We start from the raw sequence: 22,276 nt of genomic DNA, 5'->3' as shown, positions 1-22,276 counted from the left end.
TGCACGCGACACGCCGTGGAGAGCGTGCACAAGTGGCATCTCGCGGAGGGGGTCAGTCGCCGTAGACGTCGGTGCGGTGGAAGTTGAGGGACGAGCGGGAGGCGGTGGGGCCGCGCTGGCCCTGGTAGCGCGAGAGGTAGGCGGCCGAGCCGTAGGGCTGCTCGGCGGGCGAGCTCAGGCGGAAGAAGCACATCTGGCCGATCTTCATCCCGGGCCAGAGCATGATCGGCAGCGTCGCGACGTTGCTCAGCTCGAGCGTCACGTGACCGGTGAAGCCCGGATCGATGAACCCCGCGGTCGAGTGGGTGAGCAGCCCCAGCCGCCCGAGCGAGCTCTTGCCCTCGAGCCGCGCGGCGATGTCGTCGGGGAGCGAGACCTCCTCGTAGGTCGAGCCGAGCACGAACTCGCCGGGGTGCAGGATGAACGCCTCGCCCGCCGGGGTCTCGACCAGGCGCGTCAGCTCGGGCTGGTCCTCCGCCGGGTCGATGTAGGGGTAGCGGTGGTTGTCGAACAGCCGGAAGAAGCGGTCGAGCCGCACGTCGACCGACGACGGCTGGATCATCGCTGGGTCGTGGGGCGAGAGCCCGACGCGGCCGGAGGAGAGTTCGAGCTTGATGTCGCGATCGGAGAGCAGCACGAGGCGAGCTTAGGGCGCGGGGCTTGCTACCATGGGGCGGTGCGCCCGAGCGGCGCCGCGCGAGTGTAGTTCAATGGTAGAACTTCTGCTTCCCAAGCAGATGGCGCGGGTTCGATTCCCGTCACTCGCTCCGACTCCCCCGGCTGCCGGCGCTCACGGCGGTTCAGCCGGCGCTCTCAGCTGTAGCGGCGCGTGCCGCAGCGGCACGTGCGGCAGCCGCGTCGAACACCGCGAGGATCTCCGCGGCGATGATCGCGTGGCCGCGCTCGTTCGGATGGTTGACGTACGACATCACGTCCGCCAGAGGCTCGCCGCGCTCCTGCACGGCGCAGAAGACCCGGAACGGGTCCGCCAGCAGCACGCCCTCGCGGCCGGCGAGCTCGCGGATCTGCTCCGCCTGCCGGACGAGGTCGTCGGCGGGGTCGGCGAGATCCGCGGTCAGATCCGGCGACGGCGTGATCAGCACGGGGACGACGCCCGCCTCGAGCACGGAGTCGATCATCGATGTCCAGGCGCGGCGGGAGCGCTCCGGTCCGATCGCCCTGTCGTTCAGCGCGTAGTCGATCAGGACGACGTCCGGGCGATGGCCGAGGACCTCGCTCATCCTCCGCGCTCCCGACTCCGAGTGCTCGCCGCCGACGGCGGTGACGATCGCGTTGAGGACGGCGTGCGGATGGCGCTCCGCGAGCCGGCCGGCGACGACGTGCGGGTAGGAGGCGCGGCGATCGATCACCGGCGTCGCGAAGTAGCCGGAGGGGACGCTGTGCCCATGGAAGACGAGGTTCACCGCCCGGTTGTCGGGCCAGGTCGCCTCCAGCAGGGCGATCACCCGCGCGAGGTCGGGCACTGCGGGAACGGGCGCTGCGCTATCGGGCACGAGCGTCGGCCTCTCGCTTCGCGGGCGGCGCCGTGCTCGCCCTCACGATCAGGGTCGTCGGCACCAGCTCGACGACAGGCTCGTCGGTGACCCCGTGCGCGAGCTGCTCGAGCAGACGCGCCACGCACCTCTCGCCGATCGCCCGGTAGTCCTGGCGGATCGTCGTCAGCGGGGGCGAGAAGTCCTGCGCCTCCGGGATGTCGTTGAACCCCACCACGCTGACGTCCTCCGGGATCCGAAGTCCGTGCTCCGCGAACGCCCGGTAGACGCCGAGCGCGGCCTCGTCGCTGGAGACCAGCACGGCGGTGCACTCGCTGTCCTCGGCCAGGGCTGCGCCCTGCAGGTGCCCGCCGTCGGAGCGCCAGTTGCTGTACCGCACGGGCGGCACGGGTGCTCCCGCCGCGAGGAGGGTCTCTCGCCACGCCGCCTCGCGGCGCTCGGCCGCGTACGAGCCCCGGGGGCCGGCGATGTGGTGCACGGTCCGGTGCCCGAGCTGCAGCAGGTGCTCGACGGCGGCGCGGACACCGCCCGCCTGATCGGCGTCCACCACCGGTCCGCGGGCGCCGGCGGCCGCGTTCACGAGCACCCGCGGGATCTCAGGGAGGGTCAGCTCCTCCGTGTCCCGCAGGTGGGTCTCGACGATGACGATGAGTCCGTCGACGGCCAGCTCACCGAAGCGCGTGAACGCGCCGTTGAGCCCGGTCTGACTGGGCGCCGAGACCGGGACGAGGGTGATCGCGTACCCGGCGGCGGCGGCGGCGCGGGCGATCGAATCGATCGTCCTCGTCATCCCCAGGCTGTCCAGGCTGAAGACGGCGACGCCGATGGTGCGGAACGAGCCGCTCTTCAGGGCGCGCGCCGCGCTGTTGGGCCGGTATCCGAGGGCGCGCATCGCGTCCAGCACGGCGGCCCTCGTCGCGGGGACGACGTTCGACTGGCCGTTGGCGACGCGGGACGCCGTGACGGGCGCCACACCGGCGAGGCGCGCCACGTCCGCGAGCGACGGGCGCCGAGAGGCTTCGGTCATGTCCTCAGTCTGGCTCCTCCGCTCGCGGACGTGGTTCATCACGTCGTCGACAAGATCGTCGCCGGAAAATGAGCCTTGCGCATTTTCATGTGACATGCGATGATGGTAACGCAACCATGCACGAACGACGAAACTCGGATCGTGCACATAGAAGGGACGAAGATGTCTTCTCACACGTCGAACCGCGCGCGTCGCGTCGCGGCCGCAGTCGTGGCAGCGGCGGTCGCCCTCGCCCTCGGCGGGTGCGCCGGCGGGGCCGCGCCGGAGGATCAGAGCCTCCTCGTCTGGACCTGGGACGGCAACGTCCCCCAGATCGCAGAGGCCTACCAGGAGGAGCACCCGGGGGTCGAGATCGAGGTCGTCAACGTGGGCACCGGCATCGACCAGTACACCGCCCTCCAGAACGCGATCGCCGCGAAGTCGGGCGCCCCGGACATCGCCTTCCTCGACGCGACCGCCCTTCCGCAGTTCGGCATCGCGGGCGCGCTGGCCGATCTCGGTCCCCTGGGCGCGGACGAGCTGGCCGACGACTTCGCTCCCGGACCCTGGGCGGCATCGCAGCTGAACGGCAGGACACTCGGGCTGCCCTGGGCGTCGGGCCCGATGGTGATGTTCTACAACCAGGCCGTCTTCGATCGGCTCGGCGTCCAGGTGCCGACCACCTGGTCGGAGTACGTGACCGCGGCCGAGCAGCTGCACGCCGCGGACCCCGAGGTCTACATCCTGAACGACTCCGGCAACGCGGGTCTCACGACCAGCCTGATCTGGCAGGCGGGCGGCACTCCGTTCGAGGTGGACGACGCCGAGGTGGCGATCGATCTCGCCGACGCCGGCACCACGAGGTACTCCGAGAACTGGCAGAAGCTCATCGACGCGGACCTGCTCGCGCCCGTCGCCGACTGGAGCGACGACTGGGTGAAGATGCTCGGCGCCGGCCGGATCGCGACCCTCCCCGCCGGAAGCTGGATGGGATCGGCGCTGATGGGGAGCGTGCCCGATGCGGCCGGTCAGTGGCGGGTGGCTCAGCTCCCGCAGTGGGAGGCGGGCGAGCAGGTCGCGGCCGAGCACGGCGGCGGCGGGTTCTCGGTGCTCGAGAGCAGCTCGCAGAAGGAGCTCGCCTACGACTTCCTGGAGTACACGACCAAGGGCGCCGGCGTCGACATCATCAAGGAGAACGGGCTGTGGCCGGCCTACCGGCCCGCCACGGAGTCCACGGCGTTCCTCGATGAGCCGAACGACTACTTCGGCGGCCAGAAGGTCAATCAGCAGTACGCGACCGCGTCGGCGAGCGTCCCCGGCGACTTCGAGTTCCTGCCCTACCAGGTGTACGCCAACGGGGTCTTCAACGACTCCGTCGGGAAGGCCTACACCAAGGACATCAGCCTGGAGGAGGGCCTGCTCGAGTGGCAGGCGTCGCTGGACGAGTACGGAGCCCAGCAGGGCTTCACCGTCGAGAAATGAGGCCGGCGGTCCCGGGCCCCGGGCCCGGGACCGCCCCGAGACAAGGATCGCCATGACCTCGACCACTCCGATGCGCCGTCGGCGCTCGCTCCGCCCGCAGTGGCCCGCCTGGGTCCTGCTGACACCGTTCCTCGCCGCCTTCGTGCTCGTGTTCGCGGCCCCGATCGTCTACGCGGTCGTCACCAGCCTGTTCCGCACGCAGCTGCTCACCGGCACGGTCTTCGTCGGACTCGACAACTACGTCCGCGCAGTGGGGGACCCGAAGCTCTGGCAGGGGCTGACGACGGTGCTGCTCCTGCTCGGAGTGCAGGTCCCGATCATGCTCGGCGTCGCCCTCGGGCTCGCGCTGGCGATCGACAGCGGCCGACTCCACGGGATGCGGTTCCTCCGCATCTCCGTCTTCCTCCCCTACGCGGTCCCGGCCGTCGTCTCGACCCTGATCTGGGGCTTCATGTACAGCTCGCGATACGGACTGATCGGCTCCCTCAACGACGCGCTCGGCCTCGATCTGCCGGATCCGCTGCGCGCGGACCTCATCCTGGCGTCCATCGGGAACATCGTCACGTGGGAGTTCATCGGCTACAACATGCTGATCTTCTACTCGGCGCTGCGGATCATCCCGCGATCGCTGTACGAGGCCGCGGCGATCGACGGTGCCGGAGAGCTGCGGCTCATCCGCTCGGTCAAGCTGCCGGGCATCCGCGGCGCGCTGCTCGTGACCGTCGTCTTCTCGATCATCGGCAGCTTCCAGCTCTTCAGCGAGCCGAGCATCCTGCAGGGGCTCGCGCCGAATGCCATCTCGTCGTTCTTCACTCCCAACCTCTACGCGTTCACCCTCTCGTTCTCCGGCCAGCAGATCAGCTACGCCTCCGCGGTGTCGATCCTGCTCGGGCTCATGACGGCGGCGATCGCGTTCGCGGTGCAGGTCCGCACCCTCCGGAGGACGGACGCATGACCGGGCGCCTGTACACCCTCGACAGCCCGCGGCGGAGCATCCCGCTGAGCCTGGTCTGCGGCCTGGTCGTCCTCTACACCCTCCTGCCGTTCCTGTGGCTGGTGATCAACGCGACGAAGACCGAGGAGGGGCTGGCCTCGTCCTTCGGACTCTGGTTCGCGGGGGACTTCACCCTCGTCCAGAACATCGTCGAGACCCTGACCTACCAGGACGGCGTCTTCGTGCGCTGGCTGGCCAACACCCTCGTCTACGTCGTCGTCGGCGCCGGCGGAGCGACTTTGTTCGCCGCGCTCGGCGGCTACGCCCTCGCCACCTACGATTTCCGGGGCAAGCAGTTCGTCCTCGGAGCCGTGCTCGTCTCGGTCGCCGTGCCCGGCGCCGCCCTCGCGGTGCCCACCTTCCTGCTGTTCAGCCAGCTCGGCCTGACGAACACGATGTCGGCGGTCATCGTGCCCTCCCTCGTCTCGCCGTTCGGCCTCTACCTGATGTGGAACTTCGCCCGCGACGCCGTCCCGCTCGACCTCCTCGACGCCGCGCGCATCGACGGCGCGGGCGAGTTCCGGGTCTTCTGGACGGTCGCCGCTCCGCTGCTGGCACCGGGAACGGTGACGGTGCTCCTGTTCAGCGTCGTCGCCGTCTGGAACAACTACTTCCTGCCGCTGATCATGCTCCGGAACCCGGACCTCTACCCCCTCACTCTCGGCCTGAACGCCTGGAACAACCAGGCCTCGACTGCGGGCGGCGACCCCGTCTACAACCTGGTGATCACCGGCTCGCTGCTGACGATCGTCCCGCTGATCGCGGTGTTCCTGCTGCTGCAGCGCTACTGGCAGTCGGGGCTGGCCGAGGGCGGCGTGAAGGGCTGATGCAGGATCCGGCGCAGGGGCCGGCGAACGGCGCCGACGAGCACGATCGACGACGAAGTCCGATCAGAGGAGAGACGACCATGACCACCCGTACCACCGAGCTCCCGGCGAGACTCGCCGTCTGCCTCTGGGACTTCACCTGGTTCACGCAGACGCGACCCGGAGAGCCGTTCCACGATCTGGACGCCGCCCTGCAGCAGACCGTCGAGCGCGGCTACAACACCGTCCGCATCTGCGCGGCACCCCTGCTGCTCTTCGGAGACCACGAGCTGGACACGTCCGCCCTCCGCTTCGCCCGGATCGCCGACGGAGTCGGCCAGGGCACGCGCTGGTACAACGTCGAGGGCGGGGACACGCTCGACCTGAGGGCGCGCCTTCTGGAGCTCTTCCGGCTGGCGAGGAAGCACGGGGTGGTCGTCATCGTCTCGTCGTGGGAGTACCAGCAGAGTCCCGCCTTCCTGGCCGACTCCTGTTGGCACGACATGCTGAGCGCGATCGCGCCGGAGGATCGGTGCCTGGCGCTCGCGCGCTCCCTCTCGCGGATGCTCGACCAGCTGACCGCTCTCGACCTGGTCGACACCGTCGCGTACGTGGAGCTGCACAACGAGGTCGATCTCTCCCGCCTGCGCGAGGCCGCCGACCCCGGCGACGACGTCTTCCGGGCGCTGCGCCCGCTCCTCACGGAGGCCTTGGCGGTGCTCCAGGAGGACCATCCCGAGATCCTCTCAACCGTGTGCTACGGCGTACCGCCCCACCTCGACCTCGAGGCCGTCCCGGAGAACGCGCAGGTCGCGCACGCCCACTTCTACGTCTACGGAGTGCTCGGCGCCCTCGAGCAATGGGCCGGGGTGCGGGCCGACGCGCCGCACTTCCCGTCGCCCGAACTGGTGTCGCTCCTCCGCGACGACGCTCCGGCGTTCGAGGACTGGAGCGCGTCGATCCCTCCCTGGCGACTCGCCGCCACCGGGATCTCGCCCAGCATGTTCTACGCCTACGACTGGGTGGACCCGCGGAAGTGGGACGCCTGGCTGGAGCGCGAGTACGTCGATCATCGGGAGTCGATGCGGGCGGCGATCGACGAGCGGCTGGAGGCGTTCGCGGAGCTCGGCCGGGTCCGGGGCATCCCCGCCGTCATCGGCGAGGGCTGGATCGGCTACACCCCGCTGCACGCCGACTTCGAGGACGGACCGCTCGGCCAACAGCTGGCCGAGCACGCCGTGCGGCGCTGCGCCGAGCTCGGCTACTGGGGCACCCTCCCCGGCTCCAACAGCGCCCCGCACCACCCGGGCTGGGACAACGTCGTCTTCCAGCGGACGGTGAACGGCCTCTTCCGGGATTCCGCCGCGTCGATGTCGACGCGGGCCTGACCGCCCGGCGCTCCGCAGGCCGGGCAGCGCGCACCGGGCCGCCGACGGCAGCGACACCGACGGCAGGGACACCGACGGCAGCGACACCGGAGCCGCAGCACGAAGGCGCGGACATCGAAGACCACCCCTCAACAAAGGAGTTGACATGAGAACGAACCGGACTCGTCGAGCACCTCGACGAGCACGCCTCGCCGTCGCGGGGGCACTCGCCGTCGCGACAGCGGCGGCGGGCCTCGCCACCGGACCGGTCGCCGTCGCGGCCGCCCCGGTCACGATCGGGATCCATCCCGGCACGTCCTACCAGACCATCCAGGGCTGGGGCACCTCCCTGGCCTGGTGGGCCGAGGGATCGGGCAGATGGGCCTCCGTGCCCGCCAGGGAGGCGCTCGCCACCGCGCTCTTCGATCCCGTGGACGGGCTCGGCTTCACGGTCGCCCGCTACGTGTACGGGGCCGACGGCCCCGCCAACACCTGCGCGGCCACCCAGTGGCCCGAGTCGGACTTCCACTCCTTCCAGCCGACCCAGGGGACCTACGACTGGGCGGACACCTCCGGCCAGACCTGGATGCTGCGCGCCGCTCAGAAGCGGGGGGCGAACGTCTTCCAGGCCACGAACTACTCGGCACCCGTCTGGATGACGAAGACCGCGTGCTCCATGGGCGACTTCTCCGCACCCGGCACCGACAACCTCGACCCCGCGTTCTACGACGACTACGCAGCGCACCTCGCCACCGTCACGCAGCACCTGCAGACCACGACGGGCGTGCCGATCTCCTCGATCGAGCCCTTCAACGAGCCGAAGGACACCACCTGGCCGGCGCTGCTCCAGGACTACCCGACACCGGGAGTGACGACGCCGATCGGCACCCAGGGGATGAACGCGTCGCAGGCGACTCAGAACGCCGTGTACCAGGAGCTGATCGCGGCGCTGAGCAGCCGCGGGATGACCCCGTCGACGGGGATCGCCGCGTCCGACGAGGTCAGCGTCGCCAGCACGGTGGCCGGCGTCAACTCCTACTCCCCCGCGGTGCGCGACGGCCTGACCCAGATCGACACCCACGACTACGGCGGAGGCGACGGGAACGCGGTGCGGCTCGTCGCCGAGCGCGAGAACACGAGCCTCTGGATGTCCGAGTGGGGCAGCAACGGCGATCGGGACGATACGAGCCCGACGTCGATGGGCGCGGCGCTCGAGCTGTCCTCGCGGATCATCAAGAACCAGGACGAGATGCATCCCGAGGCGTGGGTGATCTGGCAGGCCGTCGACGGCCCGACCAACGGCGGGAAGCTCAACGACCTGTGGGGACTGGTCTACGCGGACTACGCGGCGAGCGGCTCCGGCGAGCTGACGTTCCCGAAGCGCTACTACGCCATGGGGCAGTACTCGAAGTTCCTCCGCCCCGGCTCGGTGATGATCGCCGACACCGACCCCTCGACGATGACCGCGTACGACTTCGGCTCCGGGAAGCTGGTCGCCGTCGCGACGAACAGCTCGGGTGCGGCCCGCGACATCGCCCTCGACCTCCGCGCCTTCGGAGGGACGGCCTCGGCGACCGCGTTCCGCACCTCGGCGACGGAGAGCATCGCGCCGGTCAGCGCGGGCACGATCGCGGGCTCGACACTCACGTCCTCCCTGCCCGCGAACTCGATCACGACGTTCGTGATCGACGGATTGAGCTACTCCGGCGCGAACGCCCGCATCCAGGTCGACGACGCCACCATCGGAACGGGCGCGAACCAGTGGTCCTACAGCGCCGGCTGGGGCCACTGCGCCGCCGCGGCGTGCGGGGACCCGCAGAACCTGCATGCGGGAACGACCAGCTACACCGGGCAGAAGGACGCGACCGCGACGCTGTCGTTCACGGGGACGAAGGTCGCGCTGCGCGGCGTGACCGGCCCGACCGCCGGGATCGCCCGCGTGTCGATCGACGGCGGACCGCCGACGGACCTCGACCTCTACGCCGCGCAGCGGCACGGTGACCAGCTGATCTGGCAGAGCCCCGACCTCGCGTCGGGACCGCACACGCTGGAGTTCCGCCACACGGGGCGCTTCAACCCGCAGGCGAGTCAGAGCGTCTCCGCGCTGGACCGGGCGGAGGTGACCACGACGGCGGCCCCCGCGGCGGGGAGCCTGGTGTCCCAGGCCGACCCCGGCACCGTCCGCAACGACCTGACCGGAGAGGTCGGCCTGTCGTTCACCACGGGAGCCTCGCCGGTCACGGTGACCGCGCTCGGGCGCCAGCTCGTCACCGGCTCGACGACGGGCGTGCACCAGCTGAGCCTCTACGACTCCACCACCGGGACGGCGGTGGCGACCGCCGCACTCGACACCGCGGTGAGCGAGACCGACGGTCTGGGCTTCCAGTACCGGCCGCTCGCCGCACCGGTGACGCTCGCGGCCGGTCGCACCTACCACCTTGCCAGCGCGGAGGCGGCGGGCGGGGACCAGTGGCGCGAGTTCGACAGCACGGTCGCGCTGCGCCCCGGCTTCACCGCGAACGGCCCGGCTTACCGGCTCCCGGGAGGAACCTGGACAGTGTTCGGTGCCACGCCGACCAAGGGCTACGGGCTCGTCAACCTTCTGACGAGCCCCTAGGCGCTCGGCGCCCCGGGGGCTCGTCGACAGTCCGACGAGCCCCCGGGCGCTCAGCCCGACACGCCGACCGGATCGGCGCCGATCCGCCGATCCGGCCCCTCGACGGTGCAGGCTGGACGGGTGAGCGAGCTCGTCCAGATCCCGTCTCCGGGCATCGCCCTCGAGTACGGGCACCCCGGCCGCCCCGTCGTGGTGATCCTGCACGACGTGTTCGGCCGGCTGCCCTGGCTGGAGCCGTTCGCCGAGGCCGTCTCGAAGCACGGCTACCACGTGCTCGTCCCCGACCTCTACGACGGCTGGGCCACGCTCGCCGCCGAGGACGCGCGGGACCTCGCCGCGATGGCGGCGCAGGACCGCGCCCTCGCCTCCGTCGCCGACGCGGTGCGCACCGGGGCGGCAGCCGGCGCGGCCCGCTCCGCGATCATCGGCTTCGGCTTCGGCGGGCGGCTGGCGCTGCTCGTCGCCGCCACCGGTCTCGTGGACGCCGTGGTCGCCTACTACGCGACCCTCGGCCGGGAGGAGCACGCGCTGGTGCCCTGCCCGACGCTGCTGCACTACGCGCAGAGCGACGACTGGCCGGAGGGCGACGACCCGGAGTCGTTCGTCGGCCGGCTGAAGGAGGCGGGCACGCCCGTCACCGCGCACACCTACCCGGACACCGGGCGGCACTTCGCGAACGCCACCCTGCGGGAGTCGGTCAGCCCGTCCGCCGCGGCGCTCGCCTACGCGCGGACCCTGTCGTTCCTCAACCCGCAGCTGATCGACTGCTGACGCACCGACCGGCGAGCCGGCTCCGGGCGCTCAGCCCTGGACGTCGTGCAGGTGGTGCTGGACGTCGTGCAGGTAGTACTTCGCGATCGTCTCGACCGTGAAGGACGCGCCGTCGCTCCGGCGACCAGGGCGCTGCCACTGCCTGCCGTCGACGCCCTCGAAGACGTGGCCGATGCGGTCCGCCTCCTCGACGAGCTCGCGGCCGACCGCCGCGGGGTCCTGCTGGTCGTAGCGCTCCTCGACCGCCGCCACGTCCTGATCCCAGTTGGGGAAGAGCGGGTCGTCGCCCTCGAGCATCAGCCCGAGGCGCAGCCGGTAGATGCGGTGCACGTCGCGCACATGCGCGGCGTACTCCAGCGGCGACCAGGTCTCGTCGTCGGGGCGGCCCGCGGCGTCCTCGCGCTCGAGGACGTACGGCCAGGCGGCGGCGTTCTGGCGGATCAGTGCGGGGACGGCGTCCGGCTCGACGAGCGAGGCGTCGAAGCCGCACTCGAGGCAGGGGCGCTCGAGCACCCAGGTCCAGTCCTTGGTGTCGGGAGTGATCGGCATGGGTCCAGGGTAGGACCGCTCAGCAGGGGCGCGCGCCCTGGACGGCGCCGCGCTCGCCGTCGGCCGTCCACGGCAGCTGGGGCAGCCCGGTGTCGCCGGCCGCCGCGCCCTGCTCGACCGCGATCGCCGCGAGGGCGCGCGCGGCGGAGGCGGCGAAGCCGTCGCCCGCGGTCGAGCTGTTGAAGGCGACCGCGACCGTCAGCCCCGACTCCGGATCGGAGTAGGCGGCGGTGAGGAAGCCCGGCGCGATGCCGGAGAACCCGCGCAGCGGGCCGGCCTGGTGGCCGCCGAGACCGGCGAGCAGCCACTCCGCCCGCCCCTGACCCTGCGGGACGGGATCGGCCCACATCGCCTCCCCCGCGGGCTCGGACGCCAGACCCTGGGCGAGGCGGCGCAGATCGTCGAGATCGGTGACGGCGCCGCCGGCCGCTCCGAGCGAGGAGGGCGAGGCCTGGGACAGGTCGCGGGGGACCCCGCACTGGACAGCGCCGGAGCGCGGGTCGAGGGCGGCGGAGAAGCCGATCATCGCCGGGCCGGGCACCTCGAGCTCGGAGTCGCCGGGGAGGCGGGTGCTGCTCAGGCCGTAGCGGGGCACGATGTACTCGTCGTACAGCGACTGCATGCTGCGCCCCGTGGCCTGCGTCGCCACTACGCCGGCGAGCAGCGGTCCGGTCGAGGAGTCGGCCCACGCGGCGCCCGGCTCGGCGATCGGCGCGCTGACCTGCGCGGCCGAGATCAGCTCGAGCGTGGGCCACTCGCGGGCGGGGTTCTGCACCACGGTCGGCCAGAGGATGGAGCGGAAGTCGGCGAGGCCGGAGGTGTGCGAGCAGAGCTGGCGGAGGGTCATCCCCTCGATGCCGGGGAGCGACGTGAGGGACTCGCCCACGTCGGCGTCGAGATCGAGCGTCCCCTTCTCCGCGAGCGCGACGACGACGTCGCAGGTCATCGCCGCGGTCCCGCCGGTACCGAGGCGCACGTGCGTCTCGGTGGTCACCGGGGTGGCCTCGGAGTCACCGATCGAGCCGACCGCGGTCTCCCAGCCGCCGGCCCAGGGCGACCAGACGCCCGCGATCGCGCCGGTGGCCCCCGCGGCGCCCTGCGCCTCCACGAGGAAGCCGGAGAGCGCGGTCCCCAGCTCGTCGGGCACGGGCCCGGGCGGCGCGTCCGGGACGACCGAGTCGGCACCGCCGGTGCAGCCGGTGAGGGCGAGGACCAGAGCGGTCACGACGAGAGCCCCGACCCGGGTCGGCCTGCGGCCACCGATCATGCCGTTCGACTCCCCCCGAAGACGCGTGCTGGAACCCCTCCACTGTACGGGCGCGGTCTCGCGCAGCACGGGGCGGGGGCCGGCGCGGGGGCTTTCGTGTCCCGACCGTGACCCGGAACCACGCGGATCCGGATCCGGCCACCCCTTTTCCAAACCGTCTGAGCGGCTGCTACGAAGAAGGGACAAGCGACGCGGAGGCGTTGCCCGGAAGGAGAAGAGGAATCATGCGCACATCACCGAACCGGCTGCTCGCCACGCTCTTCGGCGCGGTCTACGTGGTCGTCGGACTGCTCGGCTTCGTCGTCACCGGCGGCGTCCAGTTCCTCGCGACGGAGGGCGGACTGCTCCTCGGCATCTTCGAGGTCAATCCGCTGCACAACATCGCGCACCTGCTCATCGGCGGCGCGCTGCTGATCGCCGGTCTCTCCACCACCTCGGCGGCCAAGACGGTCAACACGACGGTCGGCGCGGTCTACCTGCTGCTCGGCGTCGTCGGCTTCTTCCTGGTCAACACCGCACTCAACGTGCTCGCGCTGAACACCGCCGACCACTTCCTGCACCTCGCCAGCGCGCTCGTCCTCCTCGGAGTCGGGCTCACCGCCGACAAGGGCGCCCGGGCGCGCACCGCCGTCGCCTGACCCGGAGCGGATCCGTCCGCTCCCCCCAGACTCCGTCCGCCGCGGGCCCGCCGTTTTCCGCGGCGGACGGACCGAACGGCCCCGGACGACACGATGCGGTGTGTCGATCCGGGGCCTCTTCCTCTTGCACCTCCACCACGATCGGAGACCGCGATGAGCACCGTCGCCCGCGGCAACGCCGCCTTCGCCGGGATCGGCGCCGGCCTCGTGCACCTCTCCCTCGCCGCCGGGCAGCTCGACGCGGGGACCCTCCCGCTCGCCGCCCTCGGTGTCGTCGAGCTGGTCTGGGGTGTCGTCGTCCTCGCCCGCGACCGGATCGTCCTCCCGCGGACCGCGCTCGCCGTCACCGGGGTCACCGTCGCCGGCTTCGTCCTCGCGATCGCCGCAGGTCTGCTCCGCGATCCCCTACCGGCCCTCGCGGCGGGCGCCCTGCAGCTCGTCGCCGCGGCCGTCGTCGCGGCGACCCTCCGCTCGCAGCGCACCGCGGAGCGGCCCGTCTCGGCCCCGCGCGCGGTCCTCGGTCTCTTCGCGGGCGCGCTCCTCGTCTCCGCCCTCGCGACGCCCGCGCTGTCCGCCTCCTCCGAGGGCTCGCACGACATGGGCGGGATGATGACGACGGTCACCGACAGCGGGCACTCGCACTGAGCCCTGCCCTGGCGACCGCGGTGCCTTCGAGCTAAGGTAAGGGCAACCTAAGACGCCGAAGGAGGCCGCCGTGCCGAACGTCTCGAACGTCACCTCGTTCTCGCAGGCCCTTCGCACGCGCCTCGGTCGGTCCGCCGCGGACGACGAGGTCTCGGCCTTCATGACCGCGCTGATGACCGGGTCCGGCAGCCGCGACGACTACGTCGCGATGATCGCGCAGCACTACTTCGTCTACGAGGCGCTCGAAGCCGTGGCGGAGGCGATGGCGGGCGACCCGGTCGCCGCGCCGTTCATCTCGCCGAAGCTCACCCGGCTGCCCGCCATCGGCGAGGACCTGCGCTTCCTGGTCGGCGAGGACTGGCGCTCGCGGATCAGCCCGCTCCCCTCCACGGCGGCCTACGTCGAGCGGATCCGCACCGTCGCGAGCGGCTGGAGCGGCGGCTTCGTCGCCCACCACTACACCCGCTACCTCGGCGACCTCTCCGGGTGCTCGATCGTGCGGAGCCTGCTGCAGCGGCGCTTCGGCTTCGAGACCAACGGCGTGGGCTTCTACCTCTACGGCGAGATCGCGACGCCGTCCGCCTTCCGCGCGGTCTACCGCGAGCAGCTCGACGCCGCCGGCTGGGACGAGGACGAGCGCGAGCGCGTCATCGCCGAGGTGGCGGAGGCGTACCGGCTGACCACCGCGGTGTTCCGCGACCTGGCCGGCTCGCGCGCCGCGGCCTGACGGGCCGCTCAGGGGCTCAGGGGCTCAGGCGCTCAGGAGGACGCGGACTCCGGCTCGGCGACGGCCGCGGGCTCGGCCCGGCGCTCGGACATGAAGCGCAGCACGTCCTTGTCGACGATGATGTCGCTCGGCCGGAGCGGCCGGGTGAGGTAGAGCCCCTCGAGGCTCGTGATGCGGCTGAGCGCGACGTAGGTCTGACCGGGGGCGAACGCTCGCGAGCCGAGGTCGACCACGGCGGAGTCGTAAGTCTTGCCCTGCGACTTGTGGATCGTGACGGCCCAGGCCAGGCGCAGCGGGAACTGGGCGAACTCGGCGACGATCTCGCGGGTCAGCTTCTTGGTCGCGGCGGAGTAGGAGTAGCGGTAGCGCTCCCAGGTCGCGGGCTCGACCTCGTGCACCTCGCCGTCCACCTCGACCCAGACCGTGCCGGCCACCTTGGTCACGCGGCCGATCGTGCCGTTCACCCAGCGCTGCTCGGCGTCGTTGCGCAGGAACATCACGTGCGCGCCGATCTTCAGCTCGAGGTTCTGATCGGCCGGGTACGCGCGGCCGCCGAAGTCGCCGCTGATCTCGGCCGAGGCGGTCTTGACCGGGCCCTTGAGCCGCGCGAGGGCGGTCTGGTTGATCCGGTTGACGGTGTCGTTGCGGGTCGCGAGGGTGATTGCGTCGTTCTCGGGCGGCGTGCGCGCACCGGCGGCGTTGAGGACGTCCGCGATCTCCTTGGTGACCATGCCGAAGCGCACCGCGTTGAGCATCCACTTGAAGCGCTCGTCGCTCTGGCGGTGGATCCTCCCGAGCTCGATGATCCGCAGCGGCGCCTCCTGCCAGACCAGCGCGTCGAAGAACCAGAGCGAGCGGTAGCGGTCGGCGAAGTAGGCGCGCTCCTCCGGGTCGCCCGGGACGGGCGCGAGCTGGAACGGGTCGCCGAAGAGGACGACCTGGACGCCGCCGAACGGCTCGGACCGGCGCTGCCGCGCCTGGCGGAGGCTGCGGTCGATGCCGTCGAGGAGATCGGCGTTGACCATCGAGATCTCGTCGATGACGAGGGTGTCGATGGTGTTCAGGAGCTTCCGCAGCTCGGGCGGCTGATCGAGGTCCGAATCGGCGATGACGCCGATGGGGAGCCGGAAGAGCGAGTGGATCGTCTGCCCGCCGACGTTGAGGGCGGCGACCCCGGTCGGCGCGCAGATGACGATCTGCTTGTCGGTGTTCCAGCTCAGGTAGTTGAGCAGGGTCGACTTGCCGGTGCCGGCGCGGCCCGTGACGAACAGGTGCTCGCGGGTGTTCTCGATGAGGTCGAACACCCGCTGCTGCTCGTCGGAGAGGGTCGGCTGGGTCACCGCTCCACTGTACCCAGCCGACCCCCGCACCTCGGCGCCGCGGTCAGACGTCGCGGACGCGCGTCGCCGTCAGCGCCGGGACCCAGACGGCGAGGAGCCACCCGGCGCTGGCGAGCAGCGCGGACGTCGTGCTGATCTGCTCCACGCCGGAGCCCTCGCTCGGGACGCTGGACAGCGCCAGCCCAAGGTTCGAGAGCAGGTAGGGGCTGACGTCGATGATCCACTGGGCCTGCAGCAGCCCGCCCGCGATGCTCGCGAGCAGCGGCAGCACGAAGAGCACGCCGACCGAGAGGCCGATGGCGGCCGCCGTGCTGCGCAGCAGCGCCGCCACGGCGACCGAGAACGCCCCGATGACCGCCAGGAAGAGGCCGCCGCCGAGCAGACTGCCCAGCACGCCGTCGTCGAGCAGCGACGTGGGCGTGCCCTTCGCCGCGAGCATCCCGGCGATGACGGCGAACGAGCCGACGCAGGTGAGCACGCCCACCACGAAGGACGCGACGGCCACGACGACCCCGCGGGCGAGGAGGGACGGGACCCGGCGCGGCACGGCGGTGTAGGTCGAGCGGATCATCCCGGTGGAGTACTCGCCCCCGAGCGACAGCGCCCCGAGCACGGCGATCACCAGGCCGACGAACTGCAGGTGCAGGGTCGCGCCGCCCGCGACGAACGCGGAGACGGAGCCCTCCTTCGGCGGCGTGACGACGGCACCGAGGGCCAGAGCCAGAGCGAGCGCCAGGAGCACCGAGACGACGATCGACCACCAGGTCGAGCGGACGGTGACGAGCTTGAGCAGCTCGGAGAGGACGACTCCGTCGAGGCGGAGCCTCACTCCGCTCGGGGCGTCGCGGACGGGGCTGGGGGCGGTCGCGGTCATCGGGAGGCTCCTTCGAGGGGCTGGGATCCGTGGGGACCGGCGGCGGTGTACTCGACGGCGTCGGCCGTCATCGCGACGTAGGCCTCCTCGAGCGAGCGGGTCAGCGCGGTGAGCGCGTGCAGCACCGCTCCGGCCTCGTGGGCGAGCGCACCGATCACCGGCGCCTCGAGCCCCTCGATCTCGAGCCCGCCGCCGGTGACGGCGACCGCGGCGCCGCGGGCGGCGAGGAACTCGGCGAGCCGCACCGAGTCCGGGCTCTCGACGCGCACGCGCGGCCGCGCTTCGGCGAGGAAGTCGTCCAGCGGGGCGTCGGCGAGGATCCGGCCCCGGCCGAGGACGATGATGTGGTCGGCGGTCTGCGCCATCTCGCTCATCAGGTGCGAGGAGAGCAGCACGCAGCAGCCCTCCGCCGCCTTCGCGCGGACGAAGTCGCGGACCCAGCGGACGCCCTCCGGGTCGAGGCCGTTCACCGGCTCGTCGAGCAGGAGGGTCCGCGGGTCGCCGAGCAGCGCGGTCGCGATGCCCACCCGCTGGCCCATGCCGAGCGAGAAGCCGCCGACGCGCTTGCGCGCGACGCTGCCGAGGCCGACGACCTCGATGACCTCCTCCACCCGGGAGCGCGGGATGCGGTGGGTCGCGGCGATCACGCGCAGGTGGTCGCGGAGAGTACGGCCGCGGTGCGTCGCCTTCGCGTCGAGCAGGGCGCCGACCTCGGCGAGCGGCGCGGCGTGCTCCCGGTAGGGCCGGCCGTTGACCAGCACCGAGCCGGCGGACGGCCGGTCGAGACCGACGATCATCCGCATCGTCGTCGACTTGCCGGCGCCGTTGGGTCCGAGGAATCCGGTCACCCTCCCCGGCGCCACGGTGAAGTCGATCCCGTCGACCGCGGTCTTCGCTCCGTACCTCTTGGTCAGGCCTCGTGCCTCGATCATGCGCTCCCCTTCTCGCAGCGCTGCGCCTCGAGCCCGCGGGACGCGGGCGAGGTCGGACAGCAGCGGCCAGCCTAGGAAGCGCCCGCGGAACCCGCTCGGGGCTGTCGCGGGACGTCCGTCGACCGGGGACGACTCGACCGGGACGGCCCGGATCGGGGACGGCCCGGCTCAGCCGCGCTTCTGCAGGGCGGCCAGGCGGTCGTTGTACGCGGTGAGCTCGGCCTCGCCGGTGCGGTCGGCCTGGCGGTCGAGCCGCTTGGAGTCGCGCGCGTCCGAGCGGCTCCACATCACCGCGACGATGATCGCGAGGGCGAGCGTGGGGATCTCGCCGATGCTCCAGGCGATGCCGCCGGCCGCCTGCTGGTCGTCGAGGGCGTTCGTGCCCCAGCCCATCGCGCCGTACCAGTCGGCGAGCAGGAGGCCCTCCCCCGTCATCAGCGCCAGGCCGAAGAAGGCGTGGAACGCCATCGTGCCCAGCAGCAGCAGCAGGCGCATCGGGTAGGGCACGCGGTGCACGCTCGGGTCGACGCCGATCAGGACGCTCACGAAGAGGTAGCCGGTGATCAGGAAGTGGACGATCATCCACTCGTGGCCGATGTGATCGGTCGTCGCCCAGCGGAAGAGCGGCGAGTAGTAGAAGCCCCAGAGCGAGCCGACGAACAGCAGCGCCGCGACGATCGGGTGCGAGATCGCGGTGGCGAAGCGCGAGTGCACGGCGAGCAGGACCCACTCCCGGCCGCCGCGGGAGCCGTCGGTGCGCCGCGCCGCGGCTCGCGCGATCAGCGTCACCGGCGCGGCCGGGACCAGCAGCACCGGGACGGCCATGGTCAGGACCATGTGCGCGAGCATGTGCGCGCTGAACAGGTACTTCTCGTAGGCGTTGACGCCGCCGTTGGTGATGTACGCCAGCAGCAGCATGCCCGCGATCCAGAGCACGGTGCGATGCACGGGCCAGCGGTCGCCGCGGCGGTGCAGGCGCACGACGCCCGCGACGTAGAACGCGATGCCGAAGCCGCAGACCAGGAGCCAGACCAGATCGACGTTCCAGAGGGTGAGGAAGTTCAGGGCGGACGGCGCGGGCGGCAGCGGCTCGCCGGTCAGCAGCTCCGCGGGGGTCGGGTTCGTCAGCTCGGTGGCGGCGACCTGGTCGACCGGCGTCGCCGTGCGGGCGAGGGCCGCCGCGACTCCGGAGGCGATGCCCATGAAGGCGATCTCCGCGGCGACGAGCCACCAGAAGCTTCGCCCGCCCGCTCCGCCGGCGCTGCGCATGCGGGCGATCAGGAAGCGGCGCTGGACGAGGCCGAAGACGCCGAGCGCGGTCAGCGCCGCGACTTTGACGAGCACCAGCACGCCGTAGCCGGTGAGCAGGTTGCCGAGCGTCGCGAGCCGCAGCTCGGCGCTGATGTAGCCCGAGGCGGCGACCACGATGAAGCTGACGAGGGCGAGGCTCGAGTAGCGCCCGATCACGGGCAGCAGGCGCGCGCCGCCGAGCAGCGGGCGCAGCACGATGATCGTGACCAGCCCGCCCAGCCAGATCGCGGCGAAGACCAGGTGCAGGCCCAGGGCGGTGACCGCGGCGTCGTGGCCGCTCGCTCCGGCCGCGTGGCCCTGCTGCGCCATCGGCAGCAGCGTCAGGAGCGCGATCGCCGTCACGAAGACGAGGGCGGTCTGGTTGCGCACGGCGAAGCAGAGCACCGTGACGACGGCGGCGAGGAGGGTGGTGATCAGCCAGGCCTGGCCGACCGGGATGCTGCCGATGAAGTAGCTGAGCTTGGTGCCGAAGTCGCGGTCGAGGCTCAGCGGCGTCTGGGTGACGTTGAGGAAGGTGAAGAAGCCGGTCAGCGCGGAGGCGGCGGCGAAGAACGCGGCGCTCGCGGCGGCGACGTCGAGCGCGATCGTGTACTCGGTGCGCGGCTCCGCCTCGGCGGGGGCGCCGGTGCGCTTCGCGATCGCGCGGGGGCTCAGCGCGAACAGCGTCAGGACGAGCGAGCCGATCATGCCGGCGGCGCCGAGGTTGACCGCGAGCTTGGCGACCGGGAGGCCGAAGCGGACGACGAGCCCCGGGTCGTTCAGGAGCGGTGCCGCCGAACCGCCGCCGAACGCGAGCGCCGCCAGGAGCGCGACGAGGGCGGCGACCACGAGCAGGAGCGCCGGGCCCGCGATCCGGACGGTTCGATTCACCCGGCAAGCCTACGTTCTCGCGGCTGGGGGGCGGCAGGACGACGAAGACCCCGGCGGAGGGCCGGGGTCTTCGTGTGGAACTGCTGCGCCGTGAGGGCGCGAGCCGCGACTACTTGGCGGCGGCCTTGAGCTTGGTGCCGGCCGAGACCTTGACCGAGTGGCCGGCGGCGATCTGGATGGTCTCGCCGGTCTGCGGGTTGCGGCCGGTGCGCGCGGCGCGGGACGTGCGCTCGACGGCGATCCAGCCGGGGATGGTGACCTTCACGTCGTTGGAGACGGAGTCGGCGAGGGTCGAGAAGAGCGAGTCGAGGACGCCGTTGACGGCGGCCTGGCTCTGGCCGGAGTCGGCGGCGATCTTCGCGACGAGCTCGGTGCGGTTGAGCGACTTGTCAGCCATTGGAGTGTCCTCCCAGGACGTTCGCGCTGTTGAGAACAGCTGGTGGTTGTGTGTCGTCCAACGGCCGGGGACGGACCCCGTCGACCGGTCGGACCGTCCGTAACCTACCAGCCCGATCCCGGATCGGCGGCGATTCGCGCGACGGAATCCCCGGAAACACGCCGATCGGCAGCCCGCGGAGCCGTCGGGAGCGGCTGGGAGGCGATGTCAGGGGCCGTCGCTACACTCACCGACGGCGCGCACCCGAGCCCGCCGGGAGAGGCGGCCGCAGTGGCGGAGACGACGACGGACGGCTGGATCTCGACGGCGATCTGGTGGCAGATCCACCCGCTGGCGTTCCTCGGCGCCGAGGCGACCTCGGCCGACGGGCCGCAGCCCGGGGACGAGCCGCAGCACCGCCTGCGCCGGATCCTGCCCTGGCTCGACGACCTGCTCGCGCTGGGCTGCAACGGCCTGCTGCTCGGGCCGGTCTTCGCCTCGATGACGCACGGCTACGACACCGTCGACCACTTCCGGGTCGACCCGCGCCTGGGCGACGAGCGCGACCTGGACGAGCTGATCGCGGCCTGCCGCGAGCGCGGGATCCGCCTCGTCTTCGACGGCGTCTTCAACCACGTCGGCCGCGAGCACCCGTGGTGGCGCGAGGCCGTGGCGGCGGGCGAGGGCTCGCCCGCCGCCGCACGCTTCCGGCGGACCGACGCGGCGCGCGAGGTCGACGGCCTGCCGGTCGACGTCTTCGAGGGGCACGAGGCGCTCGTCGAGCTCGACACCGCGAACCCCGAGGTCGCCGCGCACGTCTCCGCGGTGCTGAGCCACTGGCTCGAGCGCGGGATCGACGGCTGGCGGCTCGACGCCGCCTACGCGGTGGACCCCTCCTCCTGGCGCGCCGCGATCGACCCGGTGCGCGAGCGCTTCCCGGAGGCGTGGTTCGTCGGCGAGGTCATCCACGGCGACTACGCCGGCTACGTGCGGGAGTCGGGTCTGGACTCCGTCACGCAGTACGAGCTCTGGAAGTCGGTGCGCAGCTCGATCGAGGAGGGCAACCTGTTCGAGCTCGACTGGACGCTGCAGCGGCACGCGGAGTGCCTCGAGGCGTTCGTGCCGCTGACCTTCGTCGGCAACCACGACGTGACCCGGCTCGCCAGCGCGATCAGCGACCCGCGCCACCACGGGCACGCCGTCGCGATCCTCGGCTTCGTCGGCGGCGTGCCGAGCATCTACTCGGGCGACGAGCGCGGGCTCGAGGGCGTCAAGGAGGAGCGCGCGGGCGGCGACGACGCGATCCGGCCGGAGTTCCCGGCGGACCCGGCCGAGTGGCCGCGGAACGACGCCTACCGCGTGCACCAGGAGGTCATCGCCTTCCGCCGCCGGCACCCGTGGCTGGTCGCCGCGCGGGCCAGGAGCGTCGACCTGTCGAACTCCGCCGTGCTGCTGGTGGCCGAGGGGCCGGCCGGCGAGAGCGCCCGGCTCGCGCTCAATCTCGGCGACGAGGCGGCGAGCGTCGGCGGCGAGCGGGTCGAGGCGCACTCCTGGCTGCTGCTCGACTGACGCCGCGATCGGACACGCCGTGATCTACGCTCGGGGCAGCGGCGGGAGCGCTCGGCCCCCATTCGGGACGACGCTGCCGCGAGGAGACGGACGAGGAGCGACGATGCCCCAGGGGTCGGAGACACAGCACGAGCAGGCGCGGCGGATCGAGCACGAGCCGGAGGCCGGCGTCGAGCGGACGGGACTGGAGGCGGCGCTGGCCGCTCCGGTCGACGAGCTCACCGATCCCGGGCCGGGCGAGCGCAGCGGGCTCTCGAGCCGGATCGCCGAGGATCTGCTCGACGGCGTCTCGGAGATGATCGGCGGTGACGCGGACCTCGCACCGGGACGCGCCGTCGAGATCGACGACCCGGCGCGCGCGGTCGGCGACGACCCGGCGCACCCGATCCACGGGACGCTCCGCCAGGAGTTCGAGTCGCGCTGATCGGCACTCCCTGCTGATCGAGTAGCCCGCGGAGCGGGCGTATCGAGATCCACCGGCGCCCGAAAGACGAGTCTGCAGACCCGTCCTGCTGGCGACGGTGGGCTTGTGGTCAAGTGGTTGTTGCAACGAGGAGTTGGTCGAGGCGTTGGGCGGGGGTGGCCCAGTCGAGGGTTTTGCGGGGGCGGGTGTTGAGTTCT

Annotated in this window: 21 protein-coding genes and 1 tRNA gene; 12 read left to right on the top strand and 10 right to left on the bottom strand. The window is 71.9% G+C overall.

The genetic code is table 11. From position 1 onward, the window contains the following. Window positions 1–52: 52 nt before the first annotated feature. Entirely contained in the window at window positions 53–637 is a 585-nt protein-coding gene (gene dcd, locus EDF36_RS13015; RefSeq protein ID WP_123701759.1) for a dCTP deaminase, read from the bottom strand. Between the two features lie 59 nt (window positions 638–696). Between dcd and EDF36_RS13010 the strand changes: the two genes are divergently transcribed. Continuing rightward, a tRNA-Gly gene (locus EDF36_RS13010) sits at window positions 697–767 on the top strand. Between the two features lie 33 nt (window positions 768–800). Here the strand turns inward: EDF36_RS13010 and EDF36_RS13005 are convergent. Beyond that, complete coding sequence (locus tag EDF36_RS13005) at window positions 801–1,514, bottom strand: SGNH/GDSL hydrolase family protein (RefSeq protein WP_123701757.1); 714 nt, start codon at window positions 1,512–1,514, stop codon at window positions 801–803. Then, window positions 1,504–2,541 carry a LacI family DNA-binding transcriptional regulator gene (locus EDF36_RS13000; RefSeq protein WP_123733368.1) on the bottom strand — a complete coding sequence of 346 codons (1,038 nt, stop codon included), beginning with the start codon at window positions 2,539–2,541 and terminating at the stop codon, window positions 1,504–1,506. The genes EDF36_RS13005 and EDF36_RS13000 overlap by 11 nt, the downstream gene beginning before the upstream one ends. 162 nt (window positions 2,542–2,703) lie before the next feature. On the opposite strand from EDF36_RS13000, the gene EDF36_RS12995 reads away from it, so the two are divergent. The 6 genes from EDF36_RS12995 (at window position 2,704) to EDF36_RS12970 (ending at window position 10,557) form a co-directional block, all read left to right on the top strand. After that, window positions 2,704–4,002: a sugar ABC transporter substrate-binding protein gene (locus EDF36_RS12995; protein WP_123701754.1), complete on the top strand. Its 1,299-nt coding sequence runs from the start codon at window positions 2,704–2,706 to the stop codon at window positions 4,000–4,002. A gap of 52 nt (window positions 4,003–4,054) precedes the next feature. Further along, window positions 4,055–4,957, top strand: coding sequence for a carbohydrate ABC transporter permease (locus EDF36_RS12990; protein WP_123733367.1), 903 nt, complete (start codon window positions 4,055–4,057; stop codon window positions 4,955–4,957). Next, window positions 4,954–5,823 carry a carbohydrate ABC transporter permease gene (locus tag EDF36_RS12985; protein WP_123733366.1) on the top strand — a complete coding sequence of 290 codons (870 nt, stop codon included), beginning with the start codon at window positions 4,954–4,956 and terminating at the stop codon, window positions 5,821–5,823. Before EDF36_RS12990 ends, EDF36_RS12985 begins: the two co-directional genes overlap by 4 nt. A gap of 80 nt (window positions 5,824–5,903) precedes the next feature. Further along, a complete protein-coding gene (locus tag EDF36_RS12980; protein WP_123701747.1) occupies window positions 5,904–7,190 on the top strand; it encodes a cellulase-like family protein in 1,287 nt (428 codons plus the stop codon). A gap of 145 nt (window positions 7,191–7,335) precedes the next feature. After that, the gene (locus EDF36_RS12975; RefSeq protein WP_123701745.1) at window positions 7,336–9,786 is read left to right on the top strand and encodes a glycoside hydrolase; all 2,451 of its coding nucleotides are present in this window, start codon (window positions 7,336–7,338) and stop codon (window positions 9,784–9,786) included. A gap of 120 nt (window positions 9,787–9,906) precedes the next feature. Then, window positions 9,907–10,557, top strand: a complete 651-nt coding sequence (locus EDF36_RS12970) for a dienelactone hydrolase family protein (RefSeq protein WP_123733365.1) — start codon at window positions 9,907–9,909, stop codon at window positions 10,555–10,557. 30 nt (window positions 10,558–10,587) lie between these two features. Here the strand turns inward: EDF36_RS12970 and EDF36_RS12965 are convergent, their stop codons facing one another. Then, window positions 10,588–11,106 carry a DinB family protein gene (locus tag EDF36_RS12965; RefSeq protein WP_123701740.1) on the bottom strand — a complete coding sequence of 173 codons (519 nt, stop codon included), beginning with the start codon at window positions 11,104–11,106 and terminating at the stop codon, window positions 10,588–10,590. A 19-nt stretch (window positions 11,107–11,125) separates the two neighbouring features. Then, the gene (locus EDF36_RS12960) at window positions 11,126–12,331 is read right to left on the bottom strand and encodes a serine hydrolase (protein ID WP_148059073.1); all 1,206 of its coding nucleotides are present in this window, start codon (window positions 12,329–12,331) and stop codon (window positions 11,126–11,128) included. A gap of 266 nt (window positions 12,332–12,597) precedes the next feature. On the opposite strand from EDF36_RS12960, the gene EDF36_RS12955 reads away from it, so the two are divergent. From EDF36_RS12955 to EDF36_RS12945, 3 genes are all read left to right on the top strand, one after another. Continuing rightward, complete coding sequence (locus tag EDF36_RS12955) at window positions 12,598–13,011, top strand: DUF4383 domain-containing protein (RefSeq protein WP_123701737.1); 414 nt, start codon at window positions 12,598–12,600, stop codon at window positions 13,009–13,011. A gap of 153 nt (window positions 13,012–13,164) precedes the next feature. Beyond that, complete coding sequence (locus EDF36_RS12950) at window positions 13,165–13,656, top strand: hypothetical protein (protein WP_123733364.1); 492 nt, start codon at window positions 13,165–13,167, stop codon at window positions 13,654–13,656. 70 nt (window positions 13,657–13,726) lie between these two features. Next, complete coding sequence (locus EDF36_RS12945) at window positions 13,727–14,383, top strand: heme oxygenase (biliverdin-producing) (RefSeq protein ID WP_123733363.1); 657 nt, start codon at window positions 13,727–13,729, stop codon at window positions 14,381–14,383. 32 nt (window positions 14,384–14,415) lie between these two features. Here EDF36_RS12945 and EDF36_RS12940 read toward each other — a convergent pair whose 3' ends face one another. The 5 genes from EDF36_RS12940 to EDF36_RS12920 all read right to left on the bottom strand — a co-directional run bounded on the left by EDF36_RS12940 (window position 14,416) and on the right by EDF36_RS12920 (window position 20,107). Continuing rightward, complete coding sequence (locus EDF36_RS12940) at window positions 14,416–15,723, bottom strand: ATP-dependent RecD-like DNA helicase (RefSeq protein ID WP_123733362.1); 1,308 nt, start codon at window positions 15,721–15,723, stop codon at window positions 14,416–14,418. A 43-nt stretch (window positions 15,724–15,766) separates the two neighbouring features. Continuing rightward, complete coding sequence (locus EDF36_RS12935) at window positions 15,767–16,597, bottom strand: ABC transporter permease (protein WP_123733361.1); 831 nt, start codon at window positions 16,595–16,597, stop codon at window positions 15,767–15,769. Beyond that, window positions 16,594–17,529 (bottom strand): ABC transporter ATP-binding protein, encoded by a 936-nt coding sequence (locus EDF36_RS12930; protein WP_123733360.1) that lies wholly within the window; start codon window positions 17,527–17,529, stop codon window positions 16,594–16,596. The genes EDF36_RS12935 and EDF36_RS12930 overlap by 4 nt, the downstream gene beginning before the upstream one ends. 168 nt (window positions 17,530–17,697) lie before the next feature. Beyond that, entirely contained in the window at window positions 17,698–19,710 is a 2,013-nt protein-coding gene (locus tag EDF36_RS12925) for a cytochrome c oxidase assembly protein (RefSeq protein WP_221181661.1), read from the bottom strand. Window positions 19,711–19,819: 109 nt separating this feature from the next. Then, on the bottom strand, window positions 19,820–20,107 hold the full coding sequence (locus tag EDF36_RS12920; RefSeq protein WP_055786347.1) for an HU family DNA-binding protein: 288 nt from the start codon (window positions 20,105–20,107) through the stop codon (window positions 19,820–19,822). A gap of 270 nt (window positions 20,108–20,377) precedes the next feature. Here EDF36_RS12920 and EDF36_RS12915 point away from each other — a divergent pair, with 270 nt between their 5' ends. Together EDF36_RS12915 and EDF36_RS12910 are read left to right on the top strand one after the other, a co-directional pair. Then, window positions 20,378–21,655: an alpha-amylase family glycosyl hydrolase gene (locus EDF36_RS12915; RefSeq protein ID WP_260300712.1), complete on the top strand. Its 1,278-nt coding sequence runs from the start codon at window positions 20,378–20,380 to the stop codon at window positions 21,653–21,655. A gap of 103 nt (window positions 21,656–21,758) precedes the next feature. Then, window positions 21,759–22,079, top strand: a complete 321-nt coding sequence (locus tag EDF36_RS12910; RefSeq protein WP_123733358.1) for a hypothetical protein — start codon at window positions 21,759–21,761, stop codon at window positions 22,077–22,079. The last annotated feature ends 197 nt before the right edge of the window (window positions 22,080–22,276 follow it).

It is taken from the genome of Rathayibacter sp. PhB152 (genome assembly GCF_003751395.1).
Taxonomy (GTDB): domain Bacteria; phylum Actinomycetota; class Actinomycetes; order Actinomycetales; family Microbacteriaceae; genus Rathayibacter; species Rathayibacter festucae.
Note: the sequence above shows the minus strand (reverse complement) of the source record. Positions and strands in the feature narration are given on the sequence as shown.